This window comes from Escherichia sp. B1147, assembly GCF_001660175.1.
GTDB classification, from domain to species: Bacteria; Pseudomonadota; Gammaproteobacteria; order Enterobacterales; family Enterobacteriaceae; genus Escherichia; species Escherichia whittamii.
In genome coordinates, this window is the sequence record NZ_LFHY01000026.1 from 65,989 (window position 1) to 82,268 (window position 16,280).

Annotated in this window: 16 protein-coding genes; 9 read left to right on the forward strand and 7 right to left on the reverse strand. The window is 52.1% G+C overall.

The window, feature by feature from the left end; translation table 11 throughout:
• The first annotated feature begins 90 nt into the window (after nt 1-90).
• Nucleotides 91-2,352 carry a 5-methyltetrahydropteroyltriglutamate--homocysteine S-methyltransferase gene (metE, locus tag A9180_RS21840; protein WP_064530565.1) on the forward strand — a complete coding sequence of 754 codons (2,262 nt, stop codon included), beginning with the start codon at nt 91-93 and terminating at the stop codon, nt 2,350-2,352.
• Nucleotides 2,353-2,391: 39 nt separating this feature from the next.
• Here metE and A9180_RS21845 read toward each other — a convergent pair whose 3' ends face one another.
• On the reverse strand, nt 2,392-3,207 hold the full coding sequence (locus A9180_RS21845) for a dienelactone hydrolase family protein (protein WP_064530606.1): 816 nt from the start codon (nt 3,205-3,207) through the stop codon (nt 2,392-2,394).
• Nucleotides 3,208-3,468: 261 nt separating this feature from the next.
• On the opposite strand from A9180_RS21845, the gene udp reads away from it, so the two are divergent.
• Nucleotides 3,469-4,233 carry a uridine phosphorylase gene (udp, locus tag A9180_RS21850; RefSeq protein ID WP_000045178.1) on the forward strand — a complete coding sequence of 255 codons (765 nt, stop codon included), beginning with the start codon at nt 3,469-3,471 and terminating at the stop codon, nt 4,231-4,233.
• 182 nt (nt 4,234-4,415) lie between these two features.
• Here the strand turns inward: udp and A9180_RS21855 are convergent, their stop codons facing one another.
• Genes A9180_RS21855 through A9180_RS21880 form a run of 6 tightly spaced genes read right to left on the reverse strand, consistent with a single transcriptional unit; the run spans nt 4,416 to nt 9,855 of the window.
• A complete protein-coding gene (locus tag A9180_RS21855; RefSeq protein WP_064530568.1) occupies nt 4,416-5,906 on the reverse strand; it encodes a tripartite tricarboxylate transporter permease in 1,491 nt (496 codons plus the stop codon).
• Between the two features lie 12 nt (nt 5,907-5,918).
• A complete protein-coding gene (locus A9180_RS21860) occupies nt 5,919-6,425 on the reverse strand; it encodes a tripartite tricarboxylate transporter TctB family protein (protein WP_064530570.1) in 507 nt (168 codons plus the stop codon).
• A gap of 16 nt (nt 6,426-6,441) precedes the next feature.
• A complete protein-coding gene (locus A9180_RS21865; protein ID WP_064530572.1) occupies nt 6,442-7,416 on the reverse strand; it encodes a Bug family tripartite tricarboxylate transporter substrate binding protein in 975 nt (324 codons plus the stop codon).
• Nucleotides 7,417-7,440: 24 nt separating this feature from the next.
• Nucleotides 7,441-8,070, reverse strand: coding sequence for a 2-dehydro-3-deoxy-6-phosphogalactonate aldolase (locus A9180_RS21870; RefSeq protein WP_064530574.1), 630 nt, complete (start codon nt 8,068-8,070; stop codon nt 7,441-7,443).
• Nucleotides 8,060-9,064 carry a 2-dehydro-3-deoxygalactonokinase gene (locus A9180_RS21875; RefSeq protein ID WP_064530575.1) on the reverse strand — a complete coding sequence of 335 codons (1,005 nt, stop codon included), beginning with the start codon at nt 9,062-9,064 and terminating at the stop codon, nt 8,060-8,062. Before A9180_RS21875 ends, A9180_RS21870 begins: the two co-directional genes overlap by 11 nt.
• A 23-nt stretch (nt 9,065-9,087) precedes the next feature.
• Nucleotides 9,088-9,855, reverse strand: coding sequence for an IclR family transcriptional regulator (locus tag A9180_RS21880; RefSeq protein ID WP_064530577.1), 768 nt, complete (start codon nt 9,853-9,855; stop codon nt 9,088-9,090).
• 215 nt (nt 9,856-10,070) lie between these two features.
• Between A9180_RS21880 and rmuC the strand changes: the two genes are divergently transcribed.
• The 7 genes from rmuC (at nt 10,071) to tatC (ending at nt 16,253) form a co-directional block, all read left to right on the forward strand.
• Nucleotides 10,071-11,498 carry a DNA recombination protein RmuC gene (rmuC, locus tag A9180_RS21885; protein ID WP_064530579.1) on the forward strand — a complete coding sequence of 476 codons (1,428 nt, stop codon included), beginning with the start codon at nt 10,071-10,073 and terminating at the stop codon, nt 11,496-11,498.
• Between the two features lie 94 nt (nt 11,499-11,592).
• Nucleotides 11,593-12,348 (forward strand): bifunctional demethylmenaquinone methyltransferase/2-methoxy-6-polyprenyl-1,4-benzoquinol methylase UbiE, encoded by a 756-nt coding sequence (gene ubiE, locus A9180_RS21890; protein ID WP_000227958.1) that lies wholly within the window; start codon nt 11,593-11,595, stop codon nt 12,346-12,348.
• Between the two features lie 13 nt (nt 12,349-12,361).
• Nucleotides 12,362-12,967 (forward strand): ubiquinone biosynthesis protein UbiJ, encoded by a 606-nt coding sequence (gene ubiJ, locus A9180_RS21895; RefSeq protein ID WP_064530582.1) that lies wholly within the window; start codon nt 12,362-12,364, stop codon nt 12,965-12,967.
• Complete coding sequence (gene ubiB, locus A9180_RS21900) at nt 12,967-14,607, forward strand: ubiquinone biosynthesis regulatory protein kinase UbiB (RefSeq protein ID WP_064530584.1); 1,641 nt, start codon at nt 12,967-12,969, stop codon at nt 14,605-14,607. The genes ubiJ and ubiB overlap by 1 nt, the downstream gene beginning before the upstream one ends.
• 78 nt (nt 14,608-14,685) lie before the next feature.
• Entirely contained in the window at nt 14,686-14,955 is a 270-nt protein-coding gene (tatA, locus tag A9180_RS21905; protein WP_001295260.1) for a Sec-independent protein translocase subunit TatA, read from the forward strand.
• 3 nt (nt 14,956-14,958) lie between these two features.
• On the forward strand, nt 14,959-15,474 hold the full coding sequence (gene tatB / locus A9180_RS21910) for a Sec-independent protein translocase protein TatB (RefSeq protein ID WP_064530586.1): 516 nt from the start codon (nt 14,959-14,961) through the stop codon (nt 15,472-15,474).
• A 2-nt stretch (nt 15,475-15,476) separates the two neighbouring features.
• Nucleotides 15,477-16,253 carry a Sec-independent protein translocase subunit TatC gene (gene tatC / locus A9180_RS21915; protein ID WP_000109937.1) on the forward strand — a complete coding sequence of 259 codons (777 nt, stop codon included), beginning with the start codon at nt 15,477-15,479 and terminating at the stop codon, nt 16,251-16,253.
• The last annotated feature ends 27 nt before the right edge of the window (nt 16,254-16,280 follow it).

Below are 16,280 nucleotides of genomic sequence, written 5' to 3' on the forward strand. Positions count from 1 at the left end.
TTTGCGCTTGAGGAATATACAGTAACTGGCAAATATGGATGTGTAAACATCTGGACGTCTAAATACTAAAAATTCCACAAGGGGCATATAATGACAACTCTTAATCACACCCTCGGTTTCCCTCGCGTTGGCCTGCGTCGCGAGCTGAAAAAAGCGCAAGAGAGTTATTGGGCGGGGAACTCCACGCGTGAAGAACTGCTGGCAGTAGGGCGTGAATTACGTGCTCGTCACTGGGATCAACAAAAGCAAGCGGGTATCGACCTGCTGCCAGTGGGCGATTTTGCCTGGTACGATCATGTTCTGACCACCAGCCTGCTGCTGGGTAACGTTCCTCCGCGTCATCAGAACAAAGATGGTTCGGTGGATATCGACACCTTGTTCCGTATTGGTCGTGGGCGTGCGCCGACTGGCGAACCTGCTGCGGCGGCGGAAATGACCAAATGGTTTAACACCAACTATCACTACATGGTGCCGGAGTTCGTTAAAGGGCAGCAGTTCAAACTGACCTGGACTCAGTTGCTGGAGGAAGTGGATGAGGCGCTGGCGCTGGGCCACAAGGTCAAGCCTGTGCTGCTGGGGCCGATTACCTACCTGTGGCTGGGTAAAGTGAAAGGTGAGCAGTTTGATCGCCTGAGCCTGCTGAACGACATCCTGCCGGTTTATCAGCAGGTTCTGGCAGAACTGGCAAAACGCGGTATTGAGTGGGTACAGATCGACGAACCTGCGCTGGTACTGGAACTGCCACAAGCGTGGCTGGACGCATACAAACCCGCTTACGATGCACTGCAGGGGCAGGCGAAACTGCTGCTGACCACCTATTTTGAAGGTGTAACGCCAAACCTCGACACGATTACGGCGCTGCCTGTTCAGGGGCTGCATGTCGACCTCGTTCATGGAAAAGATGATGTAGCAGAACTGCACAAGCGCCTGCCTTCTGACTGGCTGCTGTCTGCTGGCCTTATCAATGGTCGTAACGTCTGGCGTGCCGATCTCACCGAGAAATATGCGCAAATTAAGGACATTGTCGGCAAACGTGATTTGTGGGTCGCTTCTTCCTGCTCGTTGCTGCACAGCCCCATCGACCTGAGCGTGGAAACGCGTCTTGATGCAGAAGTAAAAAGCTGGTTTGCCTTCGCCCTGCAAAAATGTCACGAACTGGCGCTGCTGCGCGATGCGTTGAACAGTGGTAACACGGCAGCTCTGGCAGAGTGGAGCGCTCCGATTCAGGCGCGTCGTCACTCTACTCGTGTACATAATCCGGCAGTAGAAAAGCGTCTGGCGGCGATCACCGCCCAGGACAGTCAGCGTGCGAATGTTTATGAAGTGCGTGCTGAAGCCCAGCGTGCGCGTTTTAAACTGCCCGCATGGCCGACCACGACTATTGGCTCCTTCCCGCAAACCACAGAAATTCGTACCCTGCGTCTGGATTTCAAAAAGGGTAATCTCGACGCCAATAACTACCGCACGGGCATTGCGGAACATATCAAGCAGGCCATTGTTGAGCAGGAACGTTTAGGTCTGGATGTGCTGGTGCATGGCGAAGCTGAACGTAATGACATGGTGGAATACTTTGGCGAGCACCTGGATGGTTTTGTCTTTACGCAAAACGGTTGGGTACAGAGCTACGGTTCCCGCTGCGTGAAGCCGCCGATTGTCATTGGTGACGTTAGCCGCCCGGCGCCGATCACCGTTGAGTGGGCATCGTTCGCCCAATCGCTGACCGACAAACCGGTAAAAGGGATGCTGACCGGCCCGGTGACGATTCTCTGCTGGTCGTTTCCGCGTGAAGATGTCAGCCGTGAAACCATCGCTAAACAGATTGCGCTGGCGCTGCGTGATGAAGTGGCGGACCTGGAAGCCGCTGGAATTGGCATCATCCAGATTGACGAACCGGCACTGCGCGAAGGTTTACCGCTGCGTCGTAGTGACTGGGACGCCTATCTCCAGTGGGGCGTGGAGGCTTTCCGTATCAACGCCGCTGTGGCGAAGGATGAGACACAAATCCACACTCACATGTGTTATTGCGAGTTCAACGACATCATGGATTCGATTGCGGCGCTGGATGCAGACGTCATCACTATCGAAACCTCGCGTTCCGACATGGAGTTGCTGGAGTCGTTCGAAGAGTTTGATTATCCGAATGAAATCGGTCCAGGCGTCTATGACATTCACTCGCCAAACGTACCGAGCGTGGAATGGATTGAATCCCTGCTGAAGAAAGCGGCAAAACGCATTCCGGCAGAACGCCTGTGGGTAAACCCGGACTGCGGCCTGAAAACGCGCGGCTGGCCAGAAACCCGCGCGGCACTGGCGAATATGGTGCAGGCGGCGCAGAATTTGCGTCGGGGATAAAATCCAAACCGGGTGGCAACACCACCCGGCCTTTTCTCATTACAGTGACTTTTTCCCACCATACTGCCTGAACCATTCCAGCATTCGCTGCCAGCCATCTTTCGCCGATTCAGTATGATAGCTCGGGCGATAATCGGCGTTGAACGCATGTCCTGCATCCGGGTACACGATAATCTCTGCTTTCGCGTTCGCTGCCCGCAGCGCCTGGCGCATGGTTTCGACGCTCTCCTGCGGAATGCTGGTATCCTGACCGCCATATAAGCCGAGAACCGGCGCGTTAAGATCGGTTGTGATATCAACAGGTTGTTTCGGCGAATTCAGCGACTTATCGCCCGTCAGCTTGCCGTACCACGCCACTGCGGCTTTTAACTGTGGATTATGCGCGGCATACAGCCAGGTGATGCGTCCGCCCCAGCAAAATCCGGTGATCATTAACCGATGGACATCGCCGCCGTTGCGGGACGCCCAACTGGCGACATGATCAAGATCGGCCAGCACCTGTGAGTCAGGTACTTTTGCCACCAGACCACTGAGCAGTGTCGGGATATCGGCGAAATCATTCGGATCGCCTTCGCGGAAATAGAGTTCTGGTGCGATAGCCAGATACCCCTCCAGCGCCAGACGGCGACAAATATCGCGGATATGTTCATGCACGCCAAAAATTTCTTGCACTACAATGACCACTGGCAGTGGGCCATCGCTCTGCTTTGGGCGGGCATGGTAAGCAGGCATGTTATCCCCTTGCGAAGGGATAGAGGTGAACCCTGCGACAATCGCATCTTCCGGAGTCTGAACGATGGTCGAGGCGAGGGGCGATGCAGCAGGTGCAAATCCAGATTGTTGTGTTGTTGCCATGGTATTCTCCGTACCCTTATAAAAATTTTGCGCAATGTTAACTATAGTCAGCATGCAACAAATCACATTGCCTGAATCGGCTCATCTTTTATGCAACAACACACGGTAAAGAGTTATTTATGTGATTTAAATCACTTTTATCAAGTAAATGTATGCAACGCATTTGCGTCATGGTGATGGGTGTCACGAAAAAATGTTAAATCCTTCGGTAAAGTGTCTTTTTGCTTCTTCTGACTAAACCGATTCACAGAGGAGTTGTATATGTCCAAGTCTGATGTTTTTCATCTCGGCCTCACTAAAAACGATTTACAAGGGGCTACGCTTGCCATCGTCCCTGGCGACCCGGATCGTGTGGAAAAGATCGCCGCGCTGATGGATAAGCCGGTTAAGCTGGCATCTCACCGCGAATTCACCACCTGGCGCGCAGAGCTGGATGGTAAACCTGTTATTGTCTGCTCTACCGGTATCGGCGGTCCGTCTACTTCTATTGCCGTTGAAGAACTGGCACAGCTGGGCATTCGCACCTTCCTGCGTATCGGTACGACTGGCGCTATTCAGCCGCATATTAATGTTGGTGATGTACTGGTCACTACAGCATCTGTTCGTCTGGATGGCGCGAGCCTGCACTTCGCTCCGCTGGAGTTCCCGGCTGTCGCTGATTTTGAATGTACGACTGCGCTGGTTGAAGCGGCGAAATCCATTGGCGCCACTACCCACGTTGGTGTGACTGCTTCTTCTGATACCTTCTACCCAGGTCAGGAACGTTACGATACTTACTCTGGTCGCGTAGTTCGTCACTTTAAAGGTTCTATGGAAGAGTGGCAGGCGATGGGCGTGATGAACTATGAAATGGAATCTGCAACCCTGCTGACCATGTGCGCAAGCCAGGGCCTGCGTGCGGGTATGGTGGCGGGCGTTATCGTTAACCGCACCCAGCAAGAAATCCCGAATGCCGAGACGATGAAACAAACCGAAAGCCATGCGGTGAAAATCGTGGTGGAAGCGGCGCGTCGTCTGCTGAAATGACAACTTGTTGATAAAATGCGATTTATTCATGCCGGATGCGGCGTGAACGCCTTATCCGGCCTACAAAAGTATGCAAATTCAATATATTGCATTTCTTAGGTAGGCCTGATAAGCGTAGCGCATCAGGCAATTTAGCGTTTGTCATCAGTCTCACACTCCCCAACTTCGGGGAGCGATATCAATTACTGACGCCGTAAGCGCATAATTTTGCGGATTATTGGCGTCAGTAACGTAAAGGCTGCCAGAGTCAGCAATGCCAGGGTAATCGGTCGGGTATACAGAAAGTCGAGTGACCCCCCTGAAAGCGACAGCGCGCGGCGAAAATTACTTTCCGCCATTGGCCCCATAATCAATGCCAGGACCACTGGCGACGCCGGATATCCCCCTTTCTGCATGAAATAGCCCACCACGCCCGCAATTAACATAATGCCCACGTCAAATAGGCTGTTGTTTAGCGCATAAGTCCCGACAACACAAAGTGCGAGGATCATCGGCGTGAGAATATTGCCGGGGATTTTCACGACGTTACCGATGACTTTCAGAGAGAGCAGTCCAAGCACTAACAACATGAAGTAACAGAAGATCATGCCGACAAACAGTGTATAAACCATATCGCCGTGGTCGGTAAACATCAGCGGGCCTGGCTGCATCCCTTGTAACGTTAACGCGCCCAGCATGATGGCGGTTACCGCATCGCCTGGGATCCCCAGCGTTAACATAGGTAACAATGCGCCACCGGTGCAGCCATTCGCGCCTGCCTCGCAGGAAGCCACAGCTTTAATTTCACCCTTACCAAAGTTTTCTGGTGTCTTACTGAAACGACGAGTTTCGTTATAGGCAACAAAAGCCGCAATATCCGCCCCTGCACCGGGGATCATGCCGATAAAAACCCCTAATCCCGATGATCGCAAAATGGTTAATGCGATGCGGCGTAGCGTTTGCCAGGGCAGTAACAGACTGCCGATAGCCACCTTCGCGCCCTGACGAATATGCTGATTTTGCTCCATAGAGCGGAATGCTTCTGAAGCAGCGAATAAACCAATCATCACTGGGATAAATGGCACATTCATCAGCTCCACAAATCCGCCCGTAAAACGAGGAAAGCCGCCCATAGGATCAAGACCTATCGTTGCGATCAGCAATCCGCCAACCCCGGCAATCAGCCCTTTAATCAATGACTCACCGGAAATACTGGCAATAATACTCAACCCAAAAGTTGCCAGGGCGAAGGACTCTGAGGCACTAAATTTCAACGCCCAACTGGCAAGCACCGGAGAGAGAAACATCAGCACAATGATGCTGATCGTTCCGCCACTAAAGGAAGAGAACGTGGCGGCACTCAACGCCAGCCCGGCTTTTCCCTGTTTCGTTAGCTCATAACCGTCAATGGCGGTGGCAGCGGCGGCAGGCGTTCCGGGAATTTTGAGCAAAATAGCGGTGATAGAACCACCATACACACCACCAAAAAAGACGCCGCAAATCATCAACAAGCCAGAAACGGGCTCCATGCCATAGGTGAAAGGCAGCAAAATCGCCACACCCATGGTCGCTGTTAAACCGGGCAGGGCGCCAATCACAATCCCCAGCATCACCCCAAACGTGGCAAACAGCAGCGCCTGAGGATTATTGAGTAATGTCGATAAGCCCTGAGTTAAAAGTTCACTTTCAAACATTGCTGGCCCCTGTTATTCGAAAAATGTGCCGACAGGCAATGGCACCTGTAACGCTTCGACAAACAGCAACCAGAGGATTGCCGTTAACAGCAGCGCAATACCCGGTGTGAGTACCCATCGCCTGTAGCCCATCAACGTCATAATGACGATGAGGAAAACAGGAGTAGTAATGAGATAACCGCAGTAGCTCATCGCCACAATATAAAACGCGGTTGCCGCAATTCCCGTTGCCGTTTTCCTGAATGCCGGTTTTTCCTGCGCGTTGGCGCAAGGTTCTGGTTTTGCCAGCCAAAGATCGCGTATCACCAGTAAGACAGCGAGTACAATCAGGGCGCAGGCATAGAAAGTAGGGAAGGCACTTGCACCGGGATCCGTTTCAATGGCAGTTGCTGGAAAATCAGCGGCATTAATCATCACCGCGCCAGCAACCACACAAAGTAACAGCGCCACCACCACAGTGGATGAAAGGCGCTTGCGGTGCGGTACGGCGAGTTGAGCAACAGACTGTTTTGTGTTCATCGACCGTACCTCGGGATTATTTTTTCAGGCCCAGGCGAGTCAGCAGCTCGTCAAAGTACTTTTCCTGCTCGTTGATTTGGGTCTGGAAGCTGGCACCATCAAGCCATGCATAGTTGAGATTCAACTTTTGCAGTGCATCCTGGAATGCAGGCTCTTCAGCCGTCTCTTTTGCTGCCTTTGCCAGAACATCCACCACATCCTGCGGCGTTTTTTGCGACACAATCAGGCCGCGCCAGGTGCCGATGGAGAGATCAACGCCTTTCTCTTTTAATGTCGGGACGTCAGGCATGGTTTTCATTCGCTCATCCGCCATCACCACCAGTGTCTTCAGCTTGCCGCCTTTCACATGGTTGATAACTTCTCCTGGGCTTACGGAAACCGCTTCAATGTGCCCGCCTAACAGGCCTGTAATGGCAGGGGCTGCGCCGTCATACGGGACATGAGAAAACTTTGCGCCCGTTTTGTCTTCCAGTGCAGCTGCCGCCAGATGCCAGATAGCTCCGGTGCCTGAGTTACCAATGCGTACTTTTCCGGGATTCGCTTTGGCGTAAGTCATAAATTCTTCATAGCTATTCCACTGCGCATCGGCACGGACGGTGATAGCCGCCGGATCCGCATTCAGACGGGCAATGGGTTTGAAGTCGCTTGTTTTAAAACGCACCATTCCGAGGCTGGGAAGGGTGGTCAGTTCAACCGTACCTAAACCGATTTTGTAACCGTTAGGGCGGGCAGCGGCGATTTCACTCAGGCCGATAGCTCCACCACCGCCAGGTTTATTGATAACCCCGATGCTGACGGGTAAATGGTTTTTGGCGGCATCAGCAAAGGCGCGGGCCACCAGGTCCGTACCACCACCGGCAGCGTAGGGTATGACTAACTCGATCTGTTTGGTTGGCCAGGAAGCCGCCTGTACAGGCGCAGTGCTGAGGGCAGCGCCTGCAAGAAGTACCATTGCAGCCATTTTTTTCGGTAAGGTAAGATGTTTTATCATTGTTTTTATATCCTTATTTATCAGTTACTTGTTATTTAAATCGTTCCATGCGTTCATAAACAGTACTGCATTTTCATAGACCTGTTCTGGCGTCATGCCGGGGCGATATAGCGCAGACCCCAAACCGAAGCCGTTTGCGCCGTGGCTCAGATAACGCGCCATGGTTTCCGGTGTGATACCACCAACCGGTAACATCGGAACGGATTGCGGAATAACTGCACGCCAGGCTTTAGTGACTTCTGGCGTAATTTGTTCCGCCGGAAACAGCTTGATAGCATTGGCGCCATGTTCAATGGCAGCAAAAGCTTCGGTGGGCGTAGCGACGCCAGGCGCACAATACATACCCAGCGCACGGGCGCGACGGATCACCGCAGTATCGCAATGCGGCATCACGATAATCTGGCCTCCAGCCTCTTTAACCGCGACCACCTGCTCTACCGAAAGCACGGTGCCGGCTCCGACCAGGCAGTCCTTAGGCAGGGCATCGCGCAGTAAACTGATACTTTGCAACGGCTCCGGCGAGTTCATGGGGATCTCAATCAGGCGGAATCCGGCGGCATACAGCTTTTCACCGATGGCGACAATCTCATCCGGTTTCACGCCGCGTAAAATGGCGACTAACCCGGTTTTTTGCAAAAGAGTATTAAATGGCATGAGTACATTCCCTGGCGTTGGTGGAGAGTAACCCGGCAGCGTGGGCGATTCGCCATAATCCCTGTTCAGTAGCATTAGGAATGGCGTGTAGCTGTCTGTCGGGAAAAACATGGCTGAACGCCCGTGAATAGCGGCTGTTCAGGGTGGCGCTACCGATTAAGGCGATCGGTGTTGTGGCGGGTAAATCACGCAGCAAACTGGATGCCAGACCACATAATTCATGGCCTATCAGTAACCCGGAAAGGTAATCGCCCTGTGAGGACGGCGTAAGATTATCAGTTAGCAGGCGCGAACGGGTCGAAAACAGCGTCGATAATAATCCGGTCTGATGATGCTCAAGCGCCGCTGTCAGCCCATGGGCAAAGGCATCCCAGTGCGGCTCGTCGCCCGGACGCATGGTTGTACCGAGAATCGAATGGCGGGATAAAACATCAAATAACTCGCCTGTCATAAAGGTTCGGAAATCGGTAATGGTGTTGTTTTCAACTACCGCCCATTTTGCATGGGTGCCTGGTAAGCCAATCAGCACCGGCACACCCTTGCGGATTGCGTCTTGCAGGGCAGGTTCCATTGCGATGGCACCGAAGATTTGTGTCTCTTCGCCACGCATCACTTCGGGCATTTCACCTTCTTTAATCACGCCGGGAATAATGTGCAACATTGTCTGCTGCTGGTGGATAACCGGCGTCAGCTGCTTCGCCAGGCCATCGAGAGTGACCGGGCAAGGTAAATAAGCTGCTGGTTGCCACCCTTGCGCACTGCCAATCATGCCACAAGCCAGAACCGGGCAGGGAGCTTGCGTCAGCCAGTCGCCACAGACACGTAAAAATGTATCGTGGAAAGCTTCCTCACGTGTTGCTGCCTGGGAGGGTAATTTCATGATCCCCCAGGGGAATTCACGTTTTTCTTGTGGATCTGGTGAGTCACCAAAACGCCATGCCCGAAGCGATGACGTTCCCCAGTCCAGGGCAATAAATGAGGTCTTTCCCGACATTAGCCGTTTCCTTTAGTCATGGTTTATTTATCTTTGCGGACGTGCTTACCCCAGCCCAGTTCAGCGGATATCTCTTCTGCACAGGATTTGACGTAAGGTGCCAGTTCTTCCAGGCGCGCCAGCGACATATATGTGGTAGTACTGGCGACAGAAATGGCCGCCACAATTTCATTCCGTGCGTTGTAAACCGGCGCTGCAACGCAACGGATAGTGGGCTCGTTCTCTTCCAGATCAAAAGCGAAACCATTGGCGGCGTAACGGCGCATATTTTGTATAAATGCGCCCAGTTTTGTTTCATCACCACAAGTCAAAAATAGCGTGCGCCACTCTTCTTCTGTTCTGTTGAGGATTAACGCCTTACCGATTCCTGTAATCGCCAGTGGCATGCGATGCCCAGGACGTGAGCGCATCTCCAGCCCACGCTGACTGTTGATCTTCTCCAGATACAGCACTTCGTCGCCTTCAACGATCCCCAGATGCACAGTGTCCAGGGTGTAACGGGCCAGACGCTGCAAAACGGGCAGCGCAACTTCATACAATGAAGTGCTTTCCAGTGCTCTGGCACCAAGTTCGATCAGTTTGGCGCCCAGTTGGTAGCCCTGCGTTGGGACATGGCGCAGATAGCGTTGCTCGACCAAAACAGTGACTAAACGATGGGTTGTACTCCGCGTCGTGCCGGTGAACTCGCCGATACTTTTCAGGTCATGGCAACCGTTATAAACAGCATTAATAACCGCCAGTCCGCGTAATAACGTTTGTGCGCCAGCGGTGGTTGAAGAGGTTTCTGCCATAGGTGTCTCCTGATGATATTGCTGAGTGTTTCACAGAATAAAGTGAGGAAAAGGTGATGTTTCCCACAATATAAACACAATCTCATATTGTGGGATGAAATAAGCGAAATAAACGATCGTTTTGCGTAGCGCCTCGCAGGAAATGCCTTTCAAACTGGACGTTTGTACAGCACAATTCTATTTTGTGCGGGTAAGTTGTTGCGTCAGGAGGCTTTGTGGATTTCTCAATCATTGTTTATGCCATTATTGCGCTGGTCAGTGTGGTCATCGGCTGGCTGTTTGCCAGTTATCAGCATGCGCAGCAAAAAGCCGAGCAATTAGCCGAACGTGAAGAGATGGTCGCGGAGTTAAGTGCGGCAAAACAACAAATTACCCAAAGCGAGCACTGGCGTGCAGAGTGTGAATTGCTCAATAACGAAGTGCGTAGTCTGCAAAGTATTAACACCTCGCTGGAGGCAGATCTGCGTGAAGTAACCACGCGGATGGAAGCCGCACAGCAACACGCTGACGATAAAATCCGCCAGATGATCAACAGCGAGCAGCGTTTGAGCGAGCAATTTGAAAATCTCGCCAACCGTATTTTTGAGCACAGTAATCGCCGGGTTGATGAGCAAAATCGTCAGAGTCTGAACAACCTGCTATCGCCGCTGCGAGAACAACTGGATGGTTTTCGCCGACAGGTACAGGACAGCTTTGGTAAAGAAGCACAAGAACGCCATACCCTGACCCACGAAATTCGTAATCTACAGCAACTCAACGCGCAAATGGCCCAGGAAGCGATCAACCTGACCCGCGCGCTGAAAGGCGATAACAAAACCCAGGGGAACTGGGGCGAAGTGATACTGACGCGGGTGCTGGAGGCTTCCGGACTGCGCGAAGGGTATGAATATGAAACCCAGGTCAGCATCGAAAATGACGCCCGTTCGCGGATGCAGCCGGATGTCATCGTACGGCTGCCGCAAGGAAAAGATGTGGTGATCGACGCCAAAATGACGCTGGTCGCCTATGAACGCTATTTTAACGCCGAAGACGACTATACCCGCGAAAGCGCATTGCAGGAGCATATTGCTTCGGTACGTAATCACATCCGCTTGCTTGGGCGTAAAGACTATCAACAGCTGCCGGGGCTACGAACGCTGGATTACGTGCTGATGTTTATCCCTGTCGAACCGGCGTTTTTATTGGCGCTTGATCGCCAGCCGGAGCTGATCACCGAAGCGTTAAAGAACAATATCATGCTGGTTAGCCCCACTACGCTGCTGGTGGCGTTGCGTACTATCGCCAACCTGTGGCGTTATGAGCATCAAAGCCGTAACGCCCAACAAATCGCCGATCGCGCCAGCAAGCTGTACGACAAGATGCGTCTGTTTATTGATGATATGTCCGCAATTGGTCAAAGTCTGGACAAAGCGCAGGATAACTATCGCCAGGCGATGAAAAAACTCTCTTCAGGTCGCGGAAATGTGCTGTCGCAGGCAGAAGCATTTCGCGGTTTAGGGGTAGAAATTAAACGCGAGATTAACCCGGATTTAGCTGAACAGGCGGTGAGCCAGGATGAGGAGTATCGACTGCGGTCAGTTCCGGGGCAGCCGAATAATGAAGCTTATCAACGCGATGATGAATATAATCAGCAGTCGCGTTAGCCCATTAGGGGTAGTTAAGCCGGGTAGATATCTAGGGCATCGACGCCCAATCTGTTACACTTCTGGAACAATTTTTTGATGAGCAGGCATTGAGATGGTGGATAAGTCACAAGAAACGACGCACTTTGGTTTTCAGACCGTCGCGAAGGAACAAAAAGCGGATATGGTCGCCCACGTTTTCCATTCCGTGGCATCGAAATATGATGTCATGAATGATTTGATGTCATTTGGTATTCATCGTTTGTGGAAGCGATTCACGATCGATTGCAGCGGCGTGCGTCGAGGGCAGACCGTGCTGGATCTGGCTGGCGGTACCGGCGATCTGACGGCAAAATTCTCCCGCCTGGTCGGTGAAACTGGCAAAGTGGTCCTCGCCGATATCAATGAATCCATGCTCAAAATGGGCCGCGAGAAGTTGCGTAATATCGGTGTGATTGGCAACGTTGAGTATGTTCAGGCAAACGCCGAGGCGCTGCCGTTCCCGGATAACACTTTTGATTGCATCACCATCTCGTTTGGTCTGCGTAACGTCACCGATAAAGATAAAGCCCTGCGTTCGATGTATCGCGTGCTGAAACCTGGCGGTCGTCTGCTGGTGCTTGAGTTCTCGAAGCCGATTATCGAACCGTTAAGCAAAGCCTATGACGCATATTCCTTCCATGTGCTGCCACGTATTGGCTCGCTGGTGGCGAACGATGCTGACAGCTACCGCTATCTGGCCGAATCCATCCGTATGCATCCCGATCAGGATACCCTGAAAGCCATGATGCAGGATGCAGGATTCGAAAGTGTCGATTATTACAACCTGACGGCTGGCGTTGTGGCGCTGCATCGTGGTTATAAGTTCTGACAGGAGTACGACTATGCCTTTTAAACCTTTAGTGACGGCAGGAATAGAAAGTCTGCTCAACACCTTCCTGTATCGTTCACCCGCGCTGAAAACTGCCCGCTCGCGTCTGCTGGGCAAAGTATTGCGCATAGAGGTAAAAGGCTTTTCGACGTCGCTAATTCTGGTGTTTAGTGAACGCCAGGTCGATGTGCTGGGCGAATGGGCCAGCGATGCTGACTGCACCGTTATCGCCTACGCCAGTGTGTTGCCGAAACTTCGCGACCGCCAGCAGCTTGCCGCGTTAATTCGTAGCGGTGAGCTGGAAGTGCAGGGCGATATTCAAGTGGTACAGAATTTCGTTGCGTTAGCGGATCTGGCGGAGTTTGATCCTGCGGAACTGCTGGCTCCTTATACTGGTGATATCGCCGCCGAAGGCATCAGCAAAGCTCTGCGCGGTGGCGCAAAGTTCCTGCATCACGGTATTAAACGCCAGCAACGTTACGTGGCAGAAGCAATTACCGAAGAGTGGCGTATGGCACCTGGTCCGCTTGAAGTGGCCTGGTTTGCGGAAGAGACAGCCGCTGTTGAACGTGCCGTTGATGCGTTAACCAAACGGCTGGAAAAACTGGAGGCAGTTTAATGACGCCAGGTGAAGTACGGCGCCTGTATTTCATCATTCGCACTTTTTTAAGCTACGGACTTGATGAACTGATCCCTAAAATGCGTATCACCTTGCCGCTGCGGCTATGGCGATACACGCTCTTCTGGATGCCAAACCGGCATAAAGATAAACCGTTAGGTGAGCGACTGCGACTGGCGCTGCAAGAGCTGGGTCCGGTATGGATCAAGTTTGGGCAGATGTTGTCTACCCGTCGCGACCTGTTCCCGCCGCATATTGCTGACCAACTGGCACTCTTGCAGGACAAAGTCGCTCCGTTTGATGGCAAGCTGGCGAAGCAGCAGATTGAAGCTGCGATGGGGGGCCTGCCGGTGGAAGCGTGGTTTGATGATTTTGACATTACGCCCCTGGCATCGGCTTCCGTTGCGCAGGTGCATACTGCTCGGTTGAAGTCGAATGGCAAAGAGGTGGTGATTAAAGTTATCCGCCCGGATATTTTGCCAGTGATTAAAGCGGATCTGAAACTTATCTACCGTCTGGCCCGTTGGGTGCCGCGCTTACTGCCGGATGGTCGTCGTCTACGTCCAACTGAAGTGGTGCGCGAGTACGAAAAAACGCTGATTGATGAACTGAATCTGTTACGGGAATCCGCTAACGCCATTCAGCTTCGGCGTAATTTCGAAAATAGCCCGATGCTCTACATCCCGGAAGTTTACCCTGACTATTGCAGTGAAGGGATGATGGTGATGGAGCGCATTTACGGCATTCCCGTTTCTGATGTCGCAGCGCTGGAGAAAAACGGCACCAACATGAAATTGCTGGCAGAACGCGGTGTGCAGGTGTTCTTCACCCAGGTCTTTCGCGACAGCTTTTTCCATGCCGATATGCATCCAGGTAACATCTTCGTAAGCTATGAACACCCAGAAAACCCGAAATATATCGGCATTGATTGCGGAATAGTCGGCTCGCTAAACAAAGAAGATAAACGCTATCTGGCAGAAAACTTTATCGCTTTCTTTAACCGTGACTATCGCAAAGTGGCAGAACTGCACGTCGATTCAGGCTGGGTTCCGCCAGATACCAACGTCGAAGAGTTCGAATTTGCCATTCGTACGGTCTGTGAACCTATTTTTGAAAAACCACTGGCAGAAATTTCGTTTGGACATGTGCTGTTAAATCTGTTTAATACGGCGCGTCGCTTCAATATGGAAGTGCAACCGCAACTGGTGTTACTCCAGAAAACCTTACTCTACATCGAAGGGGTAGGACGCCAGCTTTATCCGCAGCTCGATTTATGGAAAACGGCGAAGCCTTTCCTCGAGTCGTGGATTAAAGATCAGGTCGGTATTCCTGCGCTGGTGAGAGCATTTAAGGAAAAAGCGCCGTTCTGGGTCGAAAAAATGCCAGAACTGCCTGAGCTGGTTTACGACAGTTTGCGCCAGGGCAAGTATTTACAGCACAGTGTTGATAAGATTGCGCGCGAGCTTCAGTCAAATCATGTACGTCAGGGGCAATCGCGTTATTTTCTCGGAATTGGCGCGACGTTAGTATTAAGCGGTACATTCTTGTTGGTCAGCCGACCTGAATGGGGGCTGATGCCCGGCTGGCTAATGGCGGGCGGTCTGATCGCCTGGTTTGTCGGTTGGCGCAAAACACGCTGATTTTTTCATCGCTCAAGGCGGGCCGTGTAACGTATAATGCGGCCTTGTTTAATCATCATCTACCACAGAGGAACATGTATGGGTGGTATCAGTATTTGGCAGTTATTGATTATTGCCGTCATCGTTGTACTGCTTTTTGGCACCAAAAAGCTCGGCTCCATCGGTTCCGATCTTGGTGCATCGATCAAAGGCTTTAAAAAAGCAATGAGCGATGATGAACCAAAGCAGGATAAAACCAGTCAGGATGCTGATTTTACTGCGAAAACTATCGCCGATAAGCAGGCGGATACGAATCAGGAACAGGCTAAAACAGAAGACGCAAAGCGCCACGATAAAGAGCAGGTGTAATCCGTGTTTGATATCGGTTTTAGCGAACTGCTATTGGTGTTCATCATCGGCCTCGTCGTTCTGGGGCCGCAACGACTGCCTGTAGCGGTAAAAACGGTTGCGGGCTGGATTCGCGCGTTGCGTTCACTGGCGACAACGGTGCAGAACGAACTGACCCAGGAGTTAAAACTCCAGGAGTTTCAGGACAGCCTGAAAAAGGTTGAAAAGGCGAGTCTCACCAACCTTACGCCCGAACTAAAAGCGTCGATGGATGAACTACGCCAGGCCGCGGAGTCGATGAAGCGTTCCTACGTTGCAAACGATCCTGAAAAGGTGAGCGATGAAGCGCACACCATCCATAACCCGGTGGTGAAAGATAATGAAGCTGCGCATGAAGGCGTAACGCCTGCCGCTGCACAAACGCAGGCCAGTTCGCCGGAACAGAAGCCAGAAACCACACCAGAGCCGGTGGTAAAACCTGCTGCGGACGCTGAACCGAAAACCGCTGCACCTTCCCCTTCGTCGAGTGATAAACCGTAAACATGTCTGTAGAAGATACTCAACCGCTTATCACGCATCTGATTGAGCTGCGTAAGCGTCTGCTGAACTGCATTATCGCGGTGATCGTGATATTCCTGTGTTTGGTCTATTTCGCCAATGATATCTATCACCTGGTATCCGCGCCGTTGATCAAGCAGTTGCCGCAAGGTTCAACGATGATCGCCACCGACGTGGCCTCGCCGTTCTTTACGCCAATCAAGCTGACCTTTATGGTGTCGCTGATTCTGTCAGCGCCGGTGATTCTCTATCAGGTGTGGGCATTTATCGCTCCTGCACTGTATAAGCACGAACGTCGCCTTGTGGTGCCGCTGCTGGTTTCCAGCTCTCTGCTGTTTTATATCGGCATGGCGTTCGCTTATTTCGTGGTCTTCCCGCTGGCGTTTGGTTTCCTTGCCAATACCGCGCCTGAAGGGGTGCAGGTATCCACCGACATTGCCAGCTATTTGAGCTTCGTGATGGCGCTGTTTATGGCGTTTGGTATCTCCTTTGAAGTGCCTGTAGCGATTGTGCTGCTGTGCTGGATGGGGATTACCTCGCCAGAAGACTTACGCAAAAAACGTCCGTATGTGCTGGTTGGCGCATTTGTCGTCGGGATGCTGCTGACGCCACCGGATGTCTTTTCGCAAACGCTGCTGGCGATCCCGATGTATTGCCTGTTTGAAATCGGTGTCTTCTTCTCACGCTTTTACGTTGGTAAAGGTCGAAACCGGGAAGAAGAAAACGACGCTGAAGCAGAAAGCGAAAAAACTGAAGAATAAATTCAACCGCCCGTCAGGGCGGTTGTC

Excerpts from the sequence above, each read along its gene's own strand:
- metE (WP_064530565.1), top strand. The coding sequence starts at position 91 with ATGACAACTCTTAATCACACCCTCGGTTTCCCTCGCGTTGGCCTGCGT.
- A9180_RS21845 (WP_064530606.1), bottom strand. The coding sequence starts at position 3,207 with ATGGCAACAACACAACAATCTGGATTTGCACCTGCTGCATCGCCCCTC.
- udp (WP_000045178.1), top strand. The coding sequence starts at position 3,469 with ATGTCCAAGTCTGATGTTTTTCATCTCGGCCTCACTAAAAACGATTTA.
- A9180_RS21855 (WP_064530568.1), bottom strand. The coding sequence starts at position 5,906 with ATGTTTGAAAGTGAACTTTTAACTCAGGGCTTATCGACATTACTCAAT.
- A9180_RS21860 (WP_064530570.1), bottom strand. The coding sequence starts at position 6,425 with ATGAACACAAAACAGTCTGTTGCTCAACTCGCCGTACCGCACCGCAAG.
- A9180_RS21865 (WP_064530572.1), bottom strand. The coding sequence starts at position 7,416 with ATGATAAAACATCTTACCTTACCGAAAAAAATGGCTGCAATGGTACTT.
- A9180_RS21870 (WP_064530574.1), bottom strand. The coding sequence starts at position 8,070 with ATGCCATTTAATACTCTTTTGCAAAAAACCGGGTTAGTCGCCATTTTA.
- A9180_RS21875 (WP_064530575.1), bottom strand. The coding sequence starts at position 9,064 with ATGTCGGGAAAGACCTCATTTATTGCCCTGGACTGGGGAACGTCATCG.
- A9180_RS21880 (WP_064530577.1), bottom strand. The coding sequence starts at position 9,855 with ATGGCAGAAACCTCTTCAACCACCGCTGGCGCACAAACGTTATTACGC.
- ubiE (WP_000227958.1), top strand. The coding sequence starts at position 11,593 with ATGGTGGATAAGTCACAAGAAACGACGCACTTTGGTTTTCAGACCGTC.
- ubiJ (WP_064530582.1), top strand. The coding sequence starts at position 12,362 with ATGCCTTTTAAACCTTTAGTGACGGCAGGAATAGAAAGTCTGCTCAAC.
- ubiB (WP_064530584.1), top strand. The coding sequence starts at position 12,967 with ATGACGCCAGGTGAAGTACGGCGCCTGTATTTCATCATTCGCACTTTT.
- tatA (WP_001295260.1), top strand. The coding sequence starts at position 14,686 with ATGGGTGGTATCAGTATTTGGCAGTTATTGATTATTGCCGTCATCGTT.
- tatC (WP_000109937.1), top strand. The coding sequence starts at position 15,477 with ATGTCTGTAGAAGATACTCAACCGCTTATCACGCATCTGATTGAGCTG.